Here is a 17,221-nt window from a genome sequence, read left to right as displayed (position 1 = left end):
TAGAGCTAAACGAGGTGTGCAGTGGTGGGCGACTACAACCCGGACGACGCGGTGGACGCGGTTGCCTTGGCGTGGCTTCGCGAAAGGCCGGGCACGCCCGTAGAGGGTATCGGCATCGTCACCAGGCTGTGGATGTGCGCCAAGATGCTCGGTGAGGATCGCCGACGGGTACTCGCCTCGGCCGGTGCGGACACCGCGACTCTGGACCTGCTCAGTGTCCTGCGGCGATCCGGCGAGCCGTATCAGTTGACGACTCGCCAGATCACCGAGCAGACCGGAGTCACGGCCGGTGCGATCTCGCAGCGACTCGCGCGCGCGGAGAACGCGGGTCTGGTGGAGAGGTCTTCCGCCGCGGAAGGGTCACGAATAGTGCTCGTGACCCTCACTGCCGCCGGTCACGAACTGGTGGAGCAATTGGTGGACCGAGTCCTCGGCCGTGAAGCCGAACTGACGTCGATTCTCACCGAGCAGCAGCAGGCCGAACTCACCGACCTGCTGCGTGTCTTTCTCGACGGCCTACGCGGCGAACTCGGTGACTCCGGCGTCGCGCACGTCGGGGCTTGATCAGGACAGGCGCTCGAAGACCGCAGCCAGGCCCTGCCCGCCGCCGATGCACATCGTCTCGAGGCCGTAACGCGCTTCGCGACGGTCCATCTCGCGCAACAGGGTGGCCAGGATTCGTCCACCCGTGGCACCGACCGGATGTCCGAGGGAGATGCCGGAGCCGTTGGGGTTGATGCGTGGGTCGTCGGCCTCGAGATTCCAGCTCTGCAGGACTGCAAGTGCTTGTGCCGCAAAGGCTTCGTTGAGTTCGATGACGTCCATGTCCGCCAGGGTCAATCCGAGGCGGCCGAGTGCCTTCTCCGACGCCGGTACGGGGCCGATGCCCATGGTGCGCGGCGGAACGCCCGCAACGCTCCAACTCGCGAGGCGTGCGAGCGGTCGCAGTCCGAGGGTACGAGCTTTGTCGGCGGTGGTGACGATCGCCAGTGCTGCGCCGTCGTTCTGCCCGCTGGCATTACCTGCAGTCACGGTGGAGTCCGGGTCGATCTTTGCGCGCATGGGACGAAGGCGCGCAAGCGATTCCATCGAGGTGTCGGCGCGTGGATGCTCGTCGGTGTCGACGAGCAGGGTCTCGCCCTTGCGCTGCGGAACGGATACCGGAACGATTTCCTCGGCGAAGACGCCGTTCTTCTGTGCTGCGACTGCACGCTGATGGGACTGAACCGCGAGTGCATCCTGATCCTCGCGGCTGATGGAGAACTCGGCGCGCAGGTTCTCTGCCGTTTCGATCATTCCGCCGGGAACCGGGAAGTCACGTCCGCCGGCTGTGACGCGGGCGCGCGCGAGACGATCGCTGAGCGCAACTCCTTCACCCTTGACGCCCCAACGCATTCCGGTTGCGTAGAACTCGGCCTGGCTCATCGACTCGGCACCGCCGGCGAGGACCAGGTCACTGCCACCGGACTGAACCTGCATGACGGCCTGGATGACTGCCTGTAATCCCGACCCGCACCGGCGATCCACCTGCATGCCGGGAACATCGATGCCCAGACCCGCGTTGAGCGCCGCGATGCGTCCGATCGCCGGAGCCTCACCGTTCGGCGAAGCCTGGCCGAGAATGACGTCGTCGATCTCCGCGCCGGAAATGCCGGTACGCGTGACGAGTTCGGTGATCAGCGTCGAGGCGAGATCTTCCGGGGCTACGTCACGGAAGACACCGCCGAAGCGGCCGACAGGGGTACGGAGCGGTTCACAGATGACAACGTCAGGCATTGGTTCTTCCTTGGGTCTGCTCGGTCAGCGGGTGGCAGCCGAGTGATTGTTGGACGACTGAGTACGTCCGAGATCGACGGAGATGGCGTCCGCGGTGGCGACTGCGGCCGGAACCAGTTCACCGCGAACAGCTTCGGCGCTGTAGCGGGCGGCTTGGGTGGAGATGTTGACGGCCGCGACCACGTCACCGGTCGCGTCCCGGATGGGTGCGGCGAGCGAGCGCAGACCCTCTTCGAGTTCCTGATCGACAATCGCGAACCCGTCGGCGCGAATCTTCTCGAGTTCGGCACGCAGTCCGTCGGCGGTGGAGATGGTCTTGCCGGTCAGGCGGGCGAAGGACACTCGGGCGAGGTAGGCGTCCAGTGCGTCGTCGGGCAAGCCGGCGAGCAGAACTCGACCCATGGATGTGGCGTACGCGGGAAAGCGCGTGCCGATGGTGATGGACACCGTCATGATGCGGCTGACCGGAACACGAGCCACGTACACGACGTCGTCACCGTCGAGGATCGACACGGACGTGGATTCACGGACCTTGGCGGACAAGGCTTCCAGATGCGGCCCGGCGATCTCGGGAAGGGACAGACTGGAGAGGTAGCTGTAGCCGAGTTCGAGGACACGGGGCGTCAACCAGAACACCGAACCGTCAGTACGTACGTATTCGAGTTCGACGAGCGTGAGTAGGAAGCGGCGAGCAGTCGCACGCGTGAGATCGGTGTGCCGGGCAACCTCGCTGAGGGTGCGACGCGGGTGCTCACCGTCGAAAGCCTTGATGACGGAAAGCCCACGGGCCAGCGACTGCACGTAGTCCGGGGACGGTCCCGGCGCCTGCTCGCTGCTGTTCTCACTCATGTTGTCTCGTTCTCCTCAGGTTCGGCCGAGAGGTCCGCGAGTGCTTGCTTTCCCAGCGCAAAAGCCAAGTTGCTGTTCGGCACACCCGCATAGACCGCGGTATGGAGAAATACTTCCACGAGTTCGTCGGGATCGATCCCGGCACGCAGCGCAGCGCGAATGTGCATGTCGAGTTCGTGTTCGTTGCCGACGGCAGTGAGGATCGCGAGAGTGAGGAGCCTGCGGGTGTGGTGATCGAGGCCGGGGCGCGACCAGATGTCACCCCACGCCGTGCGAGTGATGAAGTCCTGGAAAGGGGCGGTGAACTCGGTGGCACCGGCAATGGAACGGTCGACGTGGGCGTCGCCGAGCACCTGGCGTCGTACGGTCATGCCGGCCGACACCGCGGCGCTACGTTGGGCGAGCGCAGATGTGTGCGAGGCAATATGCGTTGCAAGTAGTTTGGTGACGCGCCCGGCTTGTTCGACGTTGGCCAGGTGTGCGCCCGGATCGACCACGTGCAGTACCGCATCGGCGATGCCGTCGGCGATCGCACCCAACGTCGACGGAGGCGTCGCCGGATCCTGCTCGCCCGCGACGAGGAGCGTCGGAGCGACGATGCGGGCCAGGTCGTTGCGGCCGTCCCACGTCGAAAGCGCCTCGCAGCAGGCGGCATAGCCCTCGTCGGGTGTGGCTTCGACCATCGCGACGTGACGGGCGACAAGCTCCGGATCGTTCTCGGCCAGTCCCGGCGTGAACCAGCGTCCGACGACGGCGGCCGCGATGGATGCAATACCGTCCGCACGGACAGCCCGAGCACGATCGATCCACGGTTGAGCCGGGGCGAACTGCGAGGACGTGCACATCAATGTCAACGTCTCGACGCGAGTGGGGTGGTGCGCGGCGATCCATTGGCTGACAGCGCCGCCGAGGGAGAGCCCGACGAGATGTACGGACTCGAGTTCGAGCGAATCGAGGAGAGCGATGACATCGCCGGCGAGATCGGCAATTGAGTAGGGGCCCGTAGGCACCGGTGACTTGCCGTGGCCGCGATGGTCGACGGCGATGACGCGGTAGCGATTCGACAGCGCGTGAATCTGCGGCTGCCACATGGACAGATCGGATCCGAGTGAACCCAGGAGAACCACTGCCGGGGCATCGAGATTGCCGGTCTGTTGAAAGTTGAGCGCGACGCTCATCGAGATCCTCCTGTGGGGCGTTCGGCGAGGGCGCGGTCGACCAGATCGGTGGCGTGGCCCAGATAGTGTGCGGGGTCGAGTAGTTCGGCGATCTCGGTTTCGCTCAGGTGCTCTGCGATGGCGGGATCACGATCCAATCTGGTTCCGGAAGTGGCTGCCGCGGTGACGATGTCGCGCGCTCGATCAGTGTGTGCGGACAGGGCCTTGGTGACACGCTCGGCGAGAATCAGGCCACCGGTGATGTCGAGATTGCGAGCCATCGACTCGGTGTGTACTTGCAGGCCGGTGAGGCTCACGGACAGTTGGTGCGCCGCTCCGCCTGCCAGACGCAGGAGATCGGTGACGGTTTCCCACTCGGCGTGCCAGGGGCCTGCAGCGCGGGCGAATTCGTGATCCATGTTCGACAGGGCTGTGGCGACCAGTGCGGGAGCACGTCGCGCTGCTGCGCGGGCGGTGATGGCCGCGACGGGATTCTGCTTGTGCGGCATGGCCGATGAGCCGCCCGGAGCGCTTTCGGCGACCTCGGAGAGTTCGGTGGACGCCATGACGGTGATGTCGGTGGCGGGCTTGGAAACAGCGCCGGCGACGATACCGAGCGTGGTCGCGAGTTCTGCGATGGTCACGCGGTCGGTGTGCCAGGGAGTGACCTGCCTGGCCAGGCCGAGTTCGTCTGCCAGTGCATCGGCGATCCTGAGCCCATCGGGATACAACGCAGCGAGTGTGCCTGCGGCGCCGCCGAACTGAACCGGCAACGTGGACAGCACGATCTCGAGGCGGATCGCGGCGGCGTCGAGTGCGGTGAACCAACTCGAGGCCAGAAGGCCGAAAGTGGTCGGAAGTGCTTGCTGGCCCAGAGTTCTCGCGACCATCGGAGTGGAGCGATGGAGGCGGGCGAGGTGGGCGGCGGAATCGGCGGCGCGGGTCAGGTCGGCCAGAACCACCGCGCCCGCGCGTCGCGTCAACAGCATCAGCGCACAGTCCATGATGTCCTGACTGGTGGCGCCCGGGTGCACCACGGAGGCAGGCACACCTTCCTGTCCGACCCTTTCGCGCAGCATCTTCACCAGCGGAATGACGGGATTTCCGCCGGCGGCCGACGCGCGGCCGAGCGCCACGATGTCCAGACCGCCCGGTTGTGAGAGTTCGGCCGCAGCAGCAGCCACCGCGGCGCAATGTTCCCCGTCCGCCAATCCGACGGTGGCCATCGCACAACTCAGTGCGGCCTCCACGTCGAGCAACGCGGTGACCCACGCCTGGTCGGACAGGTGCTCCGATACGCGGGTGGCCCCGAACACCGGGTCGAACAGTGCGCCGCGAGTGGGCATGTGTACTCCTCTTACAGTTCGAAGAAGGGCGTCTCGACGCCGTTCGCGTCCTCGTCCTGAACATAGACCGTCCAGGAGTACCCACCGTCGACCTTGGTTGCAACCAACTTCGCGCGTTCGGTTTCGCTCAGTGAGGACAGCACCGGATCTGTTGCGTGTGCGTCGGCGTCTTCGGGGAAGTACAAGCGGGTGACCAGGCGGTCGAGCATGCCGCGAGCGAAGACCGACACGTTCACGTGTGGGGCCTCGTCCGCATCCGTTTCAGTGGGCTGCGCACCGGGCTTGACAGTGTGGACCAATGCAGTGCCCGTGGGATCCGCTGCGCTGCGGGCGAATCCGCGAAAACCAGCCGGAGTGAGCTCCACTGCGCCACGGGGATCGTCCGGATGGTTGAAGCGTCCGAGTGTATCGGCCTGCCATGTTTCGATCATCGCGTCGGCGACGGGTGTACGGGCGCCGTCGATCACCGTGATGGCCAGCGTGATTCGTCCGGGGGTATCGGCGGGAGCGGCGTCGGGGCCGTCCGTCCAGGGGAGGCCGATGTGCCAGTACGGCCCGACGGTCTGAGAGGGCGTGACACCGAAGGGGGCGGTGGTGAAGTCGCCGGGGACGACCGGATAAGTGGGTGCGGGCTTCGCGGTGTGATCAGTCATCGTGGTCTTCCTCGTTCTCGAATACGGAGGCGTTACGGCCGCGCAGGACGATGTCGAAGCGGAACCCGAGAGCCCAGTTGGGGACTGTGGCGTCGTAGTCGAAGACGCTGACCATGCGGTGACGTGCTGCTTCGGGTACCGCGTTGTAGATCGGGTCCTGGAAGAACATCGGATCGTCGGGGAAGTACATCTGCGTCACGAGGCGCTGCGTGAATGCCGTGCCGAACAGCGAGAAATGGATGTGTGCCGGTCGCCAGGCGTTGTCGTGGTTCATCCACGGGTAGGCGCCCGGCTTGATCGTGGTGAAGCTGTAGTGGCCGTTCGCGTCGGTGACGCAGCGACCCAGGCCGTTGAAGAACGGATCCAGCGGCGCGGGCCAGTTGTCGCCGGTGTGGCGGTAGCGTCCACCGGCGTTGGCCTGCCACACCTCGAGCAGTGTGTGGGGGACGGGTTTTCCGTCGCCGTCGAGTACGCGGCCGTGAACGACGATGCGCTGTCCCTGTGCTTCGCCGCCGTTGGCAATGGTCAGGTCGTTTTCGCCGGCGCCGACGCGATCCTCGCCGAATACCGGCCCGGTGAGCTCCGTGAGCCGCTGGGGGAGCAGCTTCAGCGGCTGCTTCGGGTGGCGAAGGGAAGTCGTCTTGTAGTCCGCGAAATCGGCCGGGGCGTTGACGCCAGTCGGCCGCTGGTACCTCGGCGGTAGATGCAGCATAGGGAACCTCGTCGTTCGGTTACGTGAAGGTGTTCGCAATGTGTACATGTGTTGCGCTCTGCGAACAGAATAGTTCGTGGATGTGACCCAGGCAATGCCGGGGCGAAAAATGTTCGTGATGCGCACGGGGGTTCACAATACGTACGCGCCGCGCTACTGTGATCGACATGATGGACAAAGTCATTCCCACTGCTGCCGGGGCCGTCGCCGACGTGCCGGACGGCGTCACGATCGCTGTCGGAGGTTTCGGGCTCGTCGGAGTGCCGGAAATCCTCATCGATGCGCTCCTCGAGCAGGGCGCGACATCACTCGAAACGGTGAGCAACAACTGCGGCACCGACGGGTTCGGGCTCGGAGTGCTTCTGGAGAAGGGGCGTATCCGTCGTACTGTCAGCTCGTACGTCGGCTCCAACAAGGAGTTCGCGCGTCAGTACCTTTCCGGTGAGCTGGAAGTAGAACTCACGCCGCAGGGCACGCTCGCCGAGCGCATGCGCGCCGGGGGAGCGGGCATCCCCGCGTTCTTCACCCCGGCCGGCGTCGGCACCCAGGTCGCCGACGGCGGCCTGCCACTGCGTTACGACGGCAGCGGCGGCATCGCAGTTGCCAGTCCGCCCAAGGAAACTCGTGACTTCGACGGCGTCACCTACGTGATGGAGCGCGGCATCGTCGCCGACTATGCACTGGTCCATGCCTGGAAAGGTGACCGGCATGGCAACCTCGTCTACCGCGCGAGTACCCAGAACTTCAATCCGGCTGCAGCAACGTCGGGGCGCATCACCATTGCGCAGGTCGAGCACCTCGTAGAGCCGGGTGAGCTCGACCCCGCCGAGATCCACACGCCGGGCATTCACGTTCAGCGTGTTGTCCACGTCGGCCCCGTGACGGTCGGCATCGAGAATCGGACGGTACGAGCATGACTTCTGTACTACCCACCAAACTCACCCGCGAAGAGATGGCGGCCCGCGTCGCGCGCGAACTCGAGGACGGGCAGTACGTGAACCTCGGCATCGGTATGCCGACGCTGGTTCCGAACTACCTCCCGACCGATATCACCGTTGTATTGCACTCGGAGAACGGCGTTCTGGGCGTGGGGCCGTACCCGACCGAGGACGAACTCGATCCCGAGCTGATCAATGCGGGCAAGGAGACCATCACCGTTCTCCCCGGTGCGTCGTTCTTCGACTCCTCAGCGTCGTTCGGCATGATCCGCGGCGGCCAGGTCGACGTTGCCGTGCTCGGTGCCATGCAGGTCAGTGCCACCGGAGACCTCGCGAACTGGATGATCCCCGGCCACATGGTCAAAGGCATGGGCGGCGCGATGGATCTGGTCCACGGCGCAAAGCGCGTCATCGTGATGATGGAGCACGTCTCGAAGAAGGGTGAGCACAAGATCGTCGAGGAGTGCTCGCTTCCGCTGACCGGTAAGGGCTGCGTCCAGCGAATCATCACCGACATGGCCGTGATCGACGTGACTGACGACGGTCTCCGCCTGGTGGAGACGGCGCCGGGCATCAGCGTCGAGGACGTGGTTGCTGCTACCGGAGCGAAACTGATTCTTTGACAGTCTGTTTCATCTGATGGCTCAGCCGCCGGGTCGTGACTTCCATCCGACCTGGCGGCTGTTTTACGCCCCGACGTCGTTCAGCTCGCTCTCGACCGGAATCCAGAGCTCGAACCGTGCGACGGTGAAATCGTCGTTGTATTCGGTACGCATGATCTCGGGACCAGGTACGGAGCGAAAAGGGTTGGCAGGGAACCATTCCGTGTAGATATCTCGCCACAAATACTGCACAGATTCGATTTCCGACCCGTCGGCGGTGAAGACGGCCCACGTGTGTGCGTCGACCGTCAGCACATCGAAACCCGTGGGTGAAGGTTTGCCGGTGACCACTCCCAGGTAGTAATCCAGTTCTGTGCCTTCGGTTCTGGGATGCGCCAAATTGTCGACGACACTGACGATTCCCGCCGGGTCCTGATCGGAGAGCTCGCGCAACCCTCGCAACGCAACCTTGTCCACGGAGCGGGTGAAATCTTCGATCGCAGAATTGGGACCTTCGTGAACCAATGGAACCCGGGTCTTGAACCCGACTACCGTCAGGGCAGGTTTGTCCACAAGCATGTAGTCCATCGGTGTGGCTCCTTCCAGTGTCACGTGAATGACAAGTTTCTGTTGGGATTTGAGAACGGCGGGAGCGCGTTTGACCGCGCCGGGGCTCACGCCGTGAAATGCGGTGAACGCTCGTGTGAAGGCTTCCGCGGACGAGTAGCCGTACTTCACGGCGGTCTCCAACACTCCTGATCTGCTGACGGACAACTCGGCACCAGCCAGGGTGAGTCGACGTCGACGGATGTATTCGGATACGGGAATGCCGGCCAGGGCCGAGAACATCCTCCGAAAGTGATACTCCGAGGTGGTTGCCAGCCTTGCCATCTCGGCTGTCTCGATCTCGCCGCTCAGATTGCTTTCGATGTAGTCGAGCGCGCGGTTCAGTCCGTCGATCATCGTGTCTTCCTGTTCACGGGTTTCACGCTACGCAGATCACTTGGGCCGTACCCGACTATCCGTGCCCGAAAAAGTAGGGCAGGAAATGCATCTGGACAACTCAGTTAATCATCATTATCTTGAATCGAACATCGATGGCTGACCAGGAGGCACAGTGAGCACCCGTTTTCCGCAGGCTGAATTGACCGAGGTGCCCGAGGACATCGCCGCCAAGATTCTCGAGATCCAGGAGAAGTCGGGGTTCGTGCCCAACGTCTTCCTGATGTTCGCTCGGCGCCCAGCCGAGTTCCGGGCATTCTTCGCATACCACGACGCGATCATGCTCAAGGAAGATTCCGCACTCACCAAGGGTGATCGAGAAATGATCGTCACCACGATCTCTGCGGCCAACAAATGTACGTACTGCGTTGTCGCGCACGGCGCAATTCTGCGTATCTACGAGAAGAAGCCGCTAATTGCCGACCAGGTTGCGGTCAACTATCGCACCGCAGAAATCTCCGATCGTCAGCGCGCGATGCTCGACTTCGCCACCAAGGTGAACTCCGCCTCACACGAAATCGCCGACGCCGACTTCGACGCCCTTCGTGTGCACGGCTTCGGCGACGAGGACGCGTGGGACATCGCCGCGATCACTGCATTCTTCGGGCTCAGCAATCGCATGGCGAGTTTCTCCGGCATGCTGCCCAATCCGGAGTTCTACCTGATGGGGCGCGTTCCGCGGTCCTGATTCCTGCGGGTAGAGCAGCACCTCTCAATTTTTCGGACCGACCGGTCGTAACGTCTGGAAGTCAGCCGACGAAGTAAAGGCTGTCCACGCCGGAATTGCCGTCTTCGTAAAGAAGGCCGAAAGGTTGAGCGCTATGTCGGAGAAGTCCATCGCCCATTCTCGGAGGGTCCGCTCTGCGGCCGCCGGTGCCGTACTAGCTCTCGGATTGGCGGTGGGCGGCACGGGAATTGCATCGGCAGAGCCGGAAACCGTGTGTACCCCGAGCGCTGATCCGCTGGTGACCTGCGCCGAGGAAGAGGCAGCTGCCACCACCGACGCCGACGCGGCGACGAGCACCGAGACCACGCCGGAGAAGGTTGAAGCCGGGGTCGCCGGCACGGGCAGTGCCGAAACCGCTGGTACGGACGCTGCAGCACTGGCGGAAGCCGAAGCAAAAGCCAAGGCAGCTGCCGACGCGGCAGCGAAGGCCGCCGAAGCAGCCGCGACGGCAGGGGTCGACTCGTCCGCAGCGACAGACACTTCGGTGAAGGCGACCGAGGCAATGACCCAGGCGAGCGTCGAGGCAACCAAGGCGGCGGTCGAATCGACCAAGGCCAAGGCGGAGGCCGGGGCCGCGGAACAGTCTGCCAAGGAAGCCGAAGAGGCGGCCAAGGTTGCGGAGTCCGCGGCGGCCGATGCCAAGGAGGTAGCAAAAACAGCTCAGGCAGAAGCCGACGCGGCCGCAGCCAAGGCTGCGGAACTCGAGGAGGCTGCGAAGGCCGCCGGTTCGGGGCCCAAGACCGAAGAGGCAGCAAAGGCGCGCGCCGAGGCTAATGCTCTGCAGGCCAAGGCCGATGAGGCGAAGGCTGCCGCGGATGCAAACGCCAAGCTGGTTGCGGACAAGAACAAGGAAGCCGAGGAAGCCTTCAAGAACTGGGATTTCGCGAAGGCAGCCGTCGCTAAGGCTCAGGCGCTGGCCGCGGCTTGGAACGCCAAGCAGCTCGCGATCACCGTCAAGGAAACTCAGAAGGTGGCCACCGCCGCTGAAACCACGGCCAAGGCAGCCGAGTCCGCAGCTGCCACCGAGGTAGAAGCTGCTACCGCCGCTCGTAAGGCCGCAGATGAAGCGGCGGCTACTGCGGCTTCCGCGCAGAAGGATGCCGACGCTGCGCAGAAGGCCGCGGAGACGGCCCAGGCCGAAGCCGATGCTGCGGGCGAGGCTGCCACCGACAAGCGAGCCATCGCCGACGAAAAGGCTGCCGAAGCCGCCAAGAAGGCCGAAGCTGCCGAAGCGGCGAGCAAGAAGGCGCAGGATCTCTACCTGGCCGCCGAAGACGCGAAGGCCGCAGCCGACGCCGCGGCAGCAAAGGCCAAGGAAGCTCAGGCCGCTGCAGCCGCCGCAAAGGCCGAAGCGGATGCAGCGCAGAAGATCGTCGACGAGCTCAAGGCAAAGGGCGAGAAGGAGATCGACAACGGAACAGGCGTCGGCGGTGAAGTGATCATCGGTGAGCACACTGACGACGGCTCCGGGGTCACGAAGGTCGACGAGACCACCGCTGTAGTGAACAAGACCGGCGTCAAGCTGGTCGGCTACTACAACAACAAGGGAGCCTTCGACGTCGTCGACTACTACGTCACCGATGCCGACGGCGATCCGGCGCTCGCCGGAAGCCTGCCCCCGGTCGACCTTGCTCTCGGTGACACCGCAAGCAGCAGCACCAGCGGTAGCAGCAACTCCAACCTGCCGGCTGTATTGATCGGCGTCGGAGTCGTGGGCGCTGCCGCCGCAGCAGCTACGACGGTGGTTGTTCGTCGCAAGCGTCATGACGGCCCGGGCAACACGTCTGCGTAGCGCCGGTCTCTCGGCGGTAGCGATCCTCGCCCTCCTCGTATCCGGATGTTCGGGCGAGAACGCGGGATCGCTACCTGACCGCTCGCCGGTGCAGTCGCATATCGCGGCTGCACCGGCTTCGGTGACCGTCGATCCGGCAGAACCCGAGAGGATCGAGTTGAGGTCTGCGTCCGGGGTCACGTACCTGAGCAGTCCGTTGCACTCGGAGAAACTGATGCGCGGCGGCGAGAGTGGGCAGCAACTGAATCCCGTCGACGAACTGCCGGTGTGGTGGGGTGAAAGCGGAATGCCGGGAACGTCGACCACACAAACAGTTGTCGTGGTCGGCCACAACTACACCACTCGCGAAGCACCGTTCCGGGCGCTCCGGGTAGTGGAGCCGGGCGATCGAATTCTCCTGGGTACACCGAACGGCACGCTTGAGTACGACGTCGAAACAGTCGGACCGCTGCACAAAGGTTCGCTGCTGGGCGCTCACGAGTTGCGCGAATCGGTTCCGGGACGGCTGATCCTCGCCAATTGTGATGTCGTCGAAGGAGAGTCGACCGACGACAACTACGTTGTCATCGCCCAGCTGGCAGCGCGCTGAATCCGTGGCAGTGCAAGAATAGGTACATGGATTCCCTCGGACTTCTCTCGGAACTGGTAGCTCTCGACACGGTCTCGGGGGAGGCCGCTCCTCAACGGCGGGCGATGGATTCGATTGTCTCGTTGGTTCTCTCACGTGCGCCACAGGCGAAGGTGGAGTCAGACCTGACCGGCAATCATCCCTGGGCCTTGATCACCAACGAAGCTGCACCCTCGGCCGCGAGACTACTGTTCGCCTGCCACGTGGACACGGTGCCAGTGGGCACTGTCTCCGACTGGGAGTTCGACCCGTACGCCGCACAGGTCGACGGCGAATTGTTCCTCGGCAGAGGGACATCGGATATGAAGGCCGGCCTTGTTGCCGCTACTGCCGCGGTTGTCGACGCTTTCGAACGTGGAGTCCCGGTCGCGCTGTTGCTGACGAGCGACGAGGAAATCGGATCGCTCGGGGCTGTTCGTTCGGCCGACGCCGTTGCGAATCTCGAGGTCGGGGCCGTCATCGTTCCCGAGGCGACCGGCAATCGCATCAACCTGGGGCACCGCGGCGCACTGTGGCTCGAAGTGTCCGTCAAAGGAAAAGCCGCGCACGGGAGTACGCCGCAGCGAGGAACCAACGCCGTCCTCAAACTGCTTGACGTCGTCGACCGAGCCCGGCGTGAGCTTCCGCTGTCGTCCGACGCGTTTCTGGGTGCCGAAACCTGGAACCTCGGCTTGGTCGGCGGGGGTTCGGCTCCGAACATCGTGCCGGACAGTGCACGTGCGGTGATCGATCACCGCACGGTGGGAGACGGCGCCGACCTGCTCGCGTGGTGGCGAGCCCAACCAGAAGTCGACTCGGTGGAGACGTCGATTCATCTGGGAGGTGTGCGTACCGACGCGTCGGATCCGTGGTTGGCTACCTTGCCTATCCCTGTTGCAACCGAACCGGTTTCGTACTTCACCGACGCTTCGGTACTGGCCGCCGCCGCCCCTGGTGCTCCCGTCGTGATCTGGGGCCCTGGCACTCCCTCGCTGATGCATGCGGCCAACGAAAGCGTCAAGGTTTCCGAACTGGACGATGCGATCGCTGCTTACGGTGCGGTTGCCGCCGCTTGGCCGACGGTGGACTGACGGACAATCAGTTCAGGAGCAAGCGCGATGTGGGCTGTCGACTCGGAAGAGTTGTTCATCGCCTGATCCAGAAGTCGCACAGCTTCTTCCGCGATTCTTTCCTGCGGCTGCCCGACGGTGGTCAACGGCGGGTTGCACAATTCGGAGAATGGGATGTTGTCGAAACCGGTGACCAGAACGTCGCCGGGAACGTCGATGCCCAATGTGTGACACGTCTGCAACACGCCAAGTGCGATCAAGTCGTCGGCGCAGACCAGGGCGTCGGGGCGAGTTTTGCCGGTCAGGATGATGTTGGATGCCGTGCGCCCCCACTCGATCGAGTACTCGCCGAGTTGTGTCCACTCGTCACGAGTTTCGATGCCCATTCGATCCGCGTGGCGGAAGAAGCCGGCCCGGCGAAGTTCTGTTGACGAATTGGTCAGCTCGGAACTGATGAAGGCGGCTGATTGCGCGCCACGCTCGGACAGATGCTCCATCACCAGGGATTGAGCGGCGTCATCGTCGACGCCGACCCAGTCCGTCTGGGTATCCATTGCAAACCGGTCCAGTTGAACGACCGGAAGCGTTGCCGCGCTGGCTCGGACGGCTTCGGCACTCAGTTCGCCGTGGCACGGGCTGATGATGATTCCGTCCACTTGCCGGGAGACGAGCGACTTGAGTCGCTGCGCTTCCACGTCGGGATCGGAACGAGAATCGCACAGGAACAGTTGTAGTCCGCGCCGAGCGAGGACGTGTTCGACGTTGACCACCAGCGAAGTGAAGAAGGGGTTCGCGATACTCGGAACCACCATTCCGACGGTGTCCGTCCGATTGCGACGCAGTGAGCTGGCGATGATGTTTCCCGAGTATCCGAGAGAATCCGCGGCTCGTTTGATCGTCGCTGCAAGCTCGTCCGAGACAGGGCGGGAGCCGGACAGTGCCCGCGACACGGTGGCCGTCGACACCCCGGCCAGTTCCGCGACATCGCGAATGGTCGCCTTGCGCATGCGTCCCCCGTTTTCTGCTCGATTCGGGTCCGAGGTTATCGAACCGCACGGTCCAGTGTCCCGCATGTAACGCGATTGAGGCAATCGTTTACAAATTCGAATTGTGAAATCCTTGACACAACCCGGTGTTGATCGCATAACCTGCTAATTCATCAAGGCAATCGATTACATCGTGTGCAGATCTTGTGCATGGACATACAGCGCAAATCTTGCGCATGGAATGGGGTAGCTGAAGTGACCGCATCACCGCTCGGAGTCTTTCCGCCCAAGCCCTCGGCGCTGGCAGAGATGTTCACCGGCACGCCATCTCTCATCGGGGCCATTCACCTCCCGGCCCTGCCGGGCAGCCCGCACTACACCGGGCAGCCGGTTTCGGAAATTGCTCGCTTCGCCGTCGAGGAAGCACACGCGTATGTCGACAACGGTTTCGACGGGGTGATCGTCGAAAATCACTGGGACATACCGTTCCTCAAGCCCGGCGAACACGGATACGAAACCGCCGCGAGCATGGGAGTCATCACGGCAGCGGTGGTCGGCGAGTTCGGCAAGGCCGTCGGCGTCAGCATCCTGTCCAACGCCGGCGAGTGCGGAGTGGCCGCAGCGTGGGCGGCAGGCGCGAGTTTTGTGCGCGTCAATCAGTGGGCCAATGCCTACATTGCCAATGAGGGCTTCATCGAGGGCCAGGCCGCCAAGACGACGCGCTTCCGCCATCGCATCGGCGCCGACCCGGTCCGGATCTTCGCTGACGTGCACGTCAAGCACGGTGCGCATGCCATTGTCGCGGACCGCACTGTCGCGGAACAGACCGAAGACGCCGAGTTCTTCGACGCAGATGTTCTGATCGCGACGGGTTCGCGCACCGGTGACGCCGCTTCGGTCGACGAGGTTTCCGTGATCCGTGACAACACCGTTCTTCCCGTGATCATCGGATCCGGCATCACGGCTGCCAATGTCGCAGCGCTGATGAAGGAATGCGACGGCGCCATAGTTGCATCCTCGGTGAAGGACAATGGACGCTGGTGGGGACGGGTCGCAGGCGAGAAGGTCCGCGAACTGTCCCGGGCCGCAGGAAAGTAACCATGATTGTCTTTTGTGGATACGCCAACAACGATGTGACGGTACATGTCCCACACGTACCGGTACTCGGTGAGCGCGTTCAGGCAACGGCCATCAGTCAGATCGACGGTGGAATGAATGCAAATGCTGCGGTATCCGCGGCCAGAATGGGCGCGCAAGTGATCTTTGCCGGTGCCGTGGGCCCGGACGCGCGGTCCACCGAGTTTCTCGAATCCCTCGAGGCAGACGGCGTCGACACCAGTTGGTCGCCGCGAGATGCGTTCCTGTCGACGGCAGTTGTTCTCATCGCGCAGGACGGCGATCGCTCAATCATCAGCCAGGACGACCCGAACGATGCCGAACGAATCGGGGTTGTCATCACCCGATTGGCTGCTGCCGGTGGTGGACGGCTGTTCCTCGACGGATACCGTGCGGGCTTCCTGCCAGAGGGATTGCCGGGAAGCGTAAGTCTGGTAATCGATCTGGACGGTTGTGAAAACAAAGCCGCGGCACTGCGCGCGTTCGCTCTGGCCGACCACGTCGTCGTAGGGCGTGCCCTGTGGGAAGGCGAGTTCGGGATCGGTTTCGACCAGTGGCAGACTCTGGCCGCCGAGCACCACACCCACCTGCTGGTGACCGACGGCTCGCGAGGTTGGACACTGGCCACACCGGACGGCGAGGTGACGAGCGAACCGGCAGTAGTGGTCGACGTCGTCGATGCCGTCGGGGCCGGTGATTGCTTCGGCGGTACGTACATCGCTTTTGTCGACGCCGGGCGCTCACCGGTGGACGCCGCACGACTCGCCGGGGCATCGGCTGCATTGGCTTGCGCCACCGCAGGCCCCCGCGGATGCCCCACCCGAGATGAATTGGACAGCTTCACAGCAACATTGACCCCTCACACCCTTTTGGAGACTCGATGATGAAACGTGCATTGCCTCTGGCGCTGGGAGCTGCAGTCGCGCTCACGCTCACCGCTTGTGACTCGGCTTCGTCGAGTGACTCGAAGGACGCATCGGGGGGCTCGTCCATCCCGCAGCCGACCCGGGTCGCCGAAAGCTGTGACGGGACGAACGGCAAGCTCAAGGTCGGTCTGGTGACCATCAACCTCCAGGCGCTGTACTTCAACCAGATCAACAATGCCGCGAAGAACGTCGCGGACAAGGCAGGCGTCGACCTGCAGATCATCAGCGGCAACGACGATTCCGTCGCGCAGGCCAACGCCTTCGACAATCTGATCGCCGCCGGAGTCGACGCGATCATCGTCGATGCAATCGACACGGACGGAATCAAGCCGTCGGTGGTCAAGGCCAAGAACGCGGGCATCCCCGTCGTCGCGGTGGACGCGACCATCGACGATCCGGCACTGTCGACTCAGGTCGGTACGGCCAACGCCGAGGGTGGTGCCAAGATCGGAAACACCTTGGCCGACGTCGCGAACAACACCGGAACGGTCGGTATCGTCGGCGCGCTCAACAGCACTGTTCAGTTGGAGCGGCAGAAGGGCTTCACGGAGACCGTGACCGGCCGCGGAATGACCGTCGGCACCGTCGTGGACGGACGTAACATTCAGGAGAACGCACAGACCGCGGCGGAGAACCTGCTGACCGGCGGTGGCGACATGAAGTACGTCTACGCAACCGGTGAGCCGGCACTGATCGGTCTCGTCGCGGCGGTCAACAGTCAGAAGGCGCAGGATCGCATCGAAGCAGTCGGTTGGGATCTTTCGGATCAGGCGGTAGGCGGACTCAAAGCCGGTTGGCTTAAAGGCGTGGTCCAGCAGAACACCTTCGAATTCGGCCATGAGGCAATGAATTCGGCAATCGACCTGGCTTGCGGACGCGGCGCTCCGGCAAACATCCCGGTTCCCACCCAGATCGTGACCCCGGAGAACGTGGCCGACTACATGTACTACTTGGAGAAGTAA

The 17,221-nt window shown here is 63.7% G+C and carries 18 protein-coding genes; 10 read left to right on the top strand and 8 right to left on the bottom strand.

Annotated elements, in window-relative coordinates; translation table 11 throughout:
* The first annotated feature begins 24 nt into the window (after positions 1 to 24).
* Positions 25 to 564, top strand: coding sequence for a MarR family winged helix-turn-helix transcriptional regulator (locus PCS43_RS23180; RefSeq protein ID WP_270923123.1), 540 nt, complete (start codon positions 25 to 27; stop codon positions 562 to 564).
* Here PCS43_RS23180 and PCS43_RS23175 read toward each other — a convergent pair whose 3' ends face one another.
* Genes PCS43_RS23175 through pcaH form a run of 6 tightly spaced genes read right to left on the bottom strand, consistent with a single transcriptional unit; the run spans position 565 to position 6,493 of the window.
* Entirely contained in the window at positions 565 to 1,776 is a 1,212-nt protein-coding gene (locus PCS43_RS23175; protein WP_209909990.1) for an acetyl-CoA C-acetyltransferase, read from the bottom strand.
* Positions 1,777 to 1,800: 24 nt separating this feature from the next.
* Positions 1,801 to 2,625: an IclR family transcriptional regulator domain-containing protein gene (locus PCS43_RS23170; protein WP_007730008.1), complete on the bottom strand. Its 825-nt coding sequence runs from the start codon at positions 2,623 to 2,625 to the stop codon at positions 1,801 to 1,803.
* Positions 2,622 to 3,803, bottom strand: a complete 1,182-nt coding sequence (gene pcaDC / locus PCS43_RS23165) for a bifunctional 3-oxoadipate enol-lactonase/4-carboxymuconolactone decarboxylase PcaDC (protein ID WP_064114168.1) — start codon at positions 3,801 to 3,803, stop codon at positions 2,622 to 2,624. The genes PCS43_RS23170 and pcaDC overlap by 4 nt, the downstream gene beginning before the upstream one ends.
* Positions 3,800 to 5,128, bottom strand: coding sequence for a 3-carboxy-cis,cis-muconate cycloisomerase (gene pcaB / locus PCS43_RS23160; protein ID WP_050654574.1), 1,329 nt, complete (start codon positions 5,126 to 5,128; stop codon positions 3,800 to 3,802). The genes pcaDC and pcaB overlap by 4 nt, the downstream gene beginning before the upstream one ends.
* Positions 5,129 to 5,139: 11 nt before the next feature.
* Positions 5,140 to 5,781 (bottom strand): protocatechuate 3,4-dioxygenase subunit alpha, encoded by a 642-nt coding sequence (gene pcaG, locus PCS43_RS23155; protein WP_209909986.1) that lies wholly within the window; start codon positions 5,779 to 5,781, stop codon positions 5,140 to 5,142.
* Positions 5,774 to 6,493: a protocatechuate 3,4-dioxygenase subunit beta gene (pcaH, locus tag PCS43_RS23150; RefSeq protein WP_007730015.1), complete on the bottom strand. Its 720-nt coding sequence runs from the start codon at positions 6,491 to 6,493 to the stop codon at positions 5,774 to 5,776. The genes pcaG and pcaH overlap by 8 nt, the downstream gene beginning before the upstream one ends.
* Positions 6,494 to 6,663: 170 nt before the next feature.
* Between pcaH and PCS43_RS23145 the strand changes: the two genes are divergently transcribed.
* Entirely contained in the window at positions 6,664 to 7,410 is a 747-nt protein-coding gene (locus PCS43_RS23145; RefSeq protein ID WP_209911718.1) for a CoA transferase subunit A, read from the top strand.
* The gene (locus PCS43_RS23140) at positions 7,407 to 8,054 is read left to right on the top strand and encodes a CoA transferase subunit B (protein ID WP_007730017.1); all 648 of its coding nucleotides are present in this window, start codon (positions 7,407 to 7,409) and stop codon (positions 8,052 to 8,054) included. The genes PCS43_RS23145 and PCS43_RS23140 overlap by 4 nt, the downstream gene beginning before the upstream one ends.
* Positions 8,055 to 8,117: 63 nt before the next feature.
* Here the strand turns inward: PCS43_RS23140 and PCS43_RS23135 are convergent, their stop codons facing one another.
* Entirely contained in the window at positions 8,118 to 8,996 is an 879-nt protein-coding gene (locus tag PCS43_RS23135) for an AraC family transcriptional regulator (protein ID WP_209909968.1), read from the bottom strand.
* 154 nt (positions 8,997 to 9,150) lie between these two features.
* Between PCS43_RS23135 and PCS43_RS23130 the strand changes: the two genes are divergently transcribed.
* From PCS43_RS23130 to PCS43_RS23115, 4 genes are all read left to right on the top strand, one after another.
* The gene (locus tag PCS43_RS23130; RefSeq protein ID WP_209909965.1) at positions 9,151 to 9,723 is read left to right on the top strand and encodes a peroxidase-related enzyme; all 573 of its coding nucleotides are present in this window, start codon (positions 9,151 to 9,153) and stop codon (positions 9,721 to 9,723) included.
* 133 nt (positions 9,724 to 9,856) lie between these two features.
* Entirely contained in the window at positions 9,857 to 11,554 is a 1,698-nt protein-coding gene (locus PCS43_RS23125) for a hypothetical protein (protein ID WP_081558474.1), read from the top strand.
* Positions 11,526 to 12,143 carry a sortase domain-containing protein gene (locus PCS43_RS23120; protein ID WP_208690204.1) on the top strand — a complete coding sequence of 206 codons (618 nt, stop codon included), beginning with the start codon at positions 11,526 to 11,528 and terminating at the stop codon, positions 12,141 to 12,143. Before PCS43_RS23125 ends, PCS43_RS23120 begins: the two co-directional genes overlap by 29 nt.
* Before the next feature lie 26 nt (positions 12,144 to 12,169).
* Positions 12,170 to 13,252 carry a M20/M25/M40 family metallo-hydrolase gene (locus tag PCS43_RS23115; RefSeq protein ID WP_054828142.1) on the top strand — a complete coding sequence of 361 codons (1,083 nt, stop codon included), beginning with the start codon at positions 12,170 to 12,172 and terminating at the stop codon, positions 13,250 to 13,252.
* Here the strand turns inward: PCS43_RS23115 and PCS43_RS23110 are convergent.
* Positions 13,213 to 14,238, bottom strand: coding sequence for a LacI family DNA-binding transcriptional regulator (locus PCS43_RS23110; protein WP_003939717.1), 1,026 nt, complete (start codon positions 14,236 to 14,238; stop codon positions 13,213 to 13,215). The two genes, PCS43_RS23115 and PCS43_RS23110, sit on opposite strands and share 40 nt — an antisense overlap.
* A 234-nt stretch (positions 14,239 to 14,472) precedes the next feature.
* Here PCS43_RS23110 and PCS43_RS23105 point away from each other — a divergent pair, with 234 nt between their 5' ends.
* Genes PCS43_RS23105 through PCS43_RS23095 form a run of 3 tightly spaced genes read left to right on the top strand, consistent with a single transcriptional unit; the run spans position 14,473 to position 17,221 of the window.
* Positions 14,473 to 15,315 carry a BtpA/SgcQ family protein gene (locus PCS43_RS23105; protein ID WP_003940276.1) on the top strand — a complete coding sequence of 281 codons (843 nt, stop codon included), beginning with the start codon at positions 14,473 to 14,475 and terminating at the stop codon, positions 15,313 to 15,315.
* A gap of 2 nt (positions 15,316 to 15,317) precedes the next feature.
* Positions 15,318 to 16,217 carry a carbohydrate kinase family protein gene (locus PCS43_RS23100; protein ID WP_165638957.1) on the top strand — a complete coding sequence of 300 codons (900 nt, stop codon included), beginning with the start codon at positions 15,318 to 15,320 and terminating at the stop codon, positions 16,215 to 16,217.
* The gene (locus tag PCS43_RS23095; RefSeq protein ID WP_019745494.1) at positions 16,214 to 17,221 is read left to right on the top strand and encodes a substrate-binding domain-containing protein; all 1,008 of its coding nucleotides are present in this window, start codon (positions 16,214 to 16,216) and stop codon (positions 17,219 to 17,221) included. The genes PCS43_RS23100 and PCS43_RS23095 overlap by 4 nt, the downstream gene beginning before the upstream one ends.

The sequence above is a fragment of the Rhodococcus sp. C-2 genome, assembly GCF_027854095.1.
GTDB lineage: Bacteria > Actinomycetota > Actinomycetes > Mycobacteriales > Mycobacteriaceae > Rhodococcus_F > Rhodococcus_F qingshengii.
The sequence above is the reverse complement of the archived record's forward strand: the minus strand, read 5'-3'. Positions and strand labels throughout refer to the sequence as shown.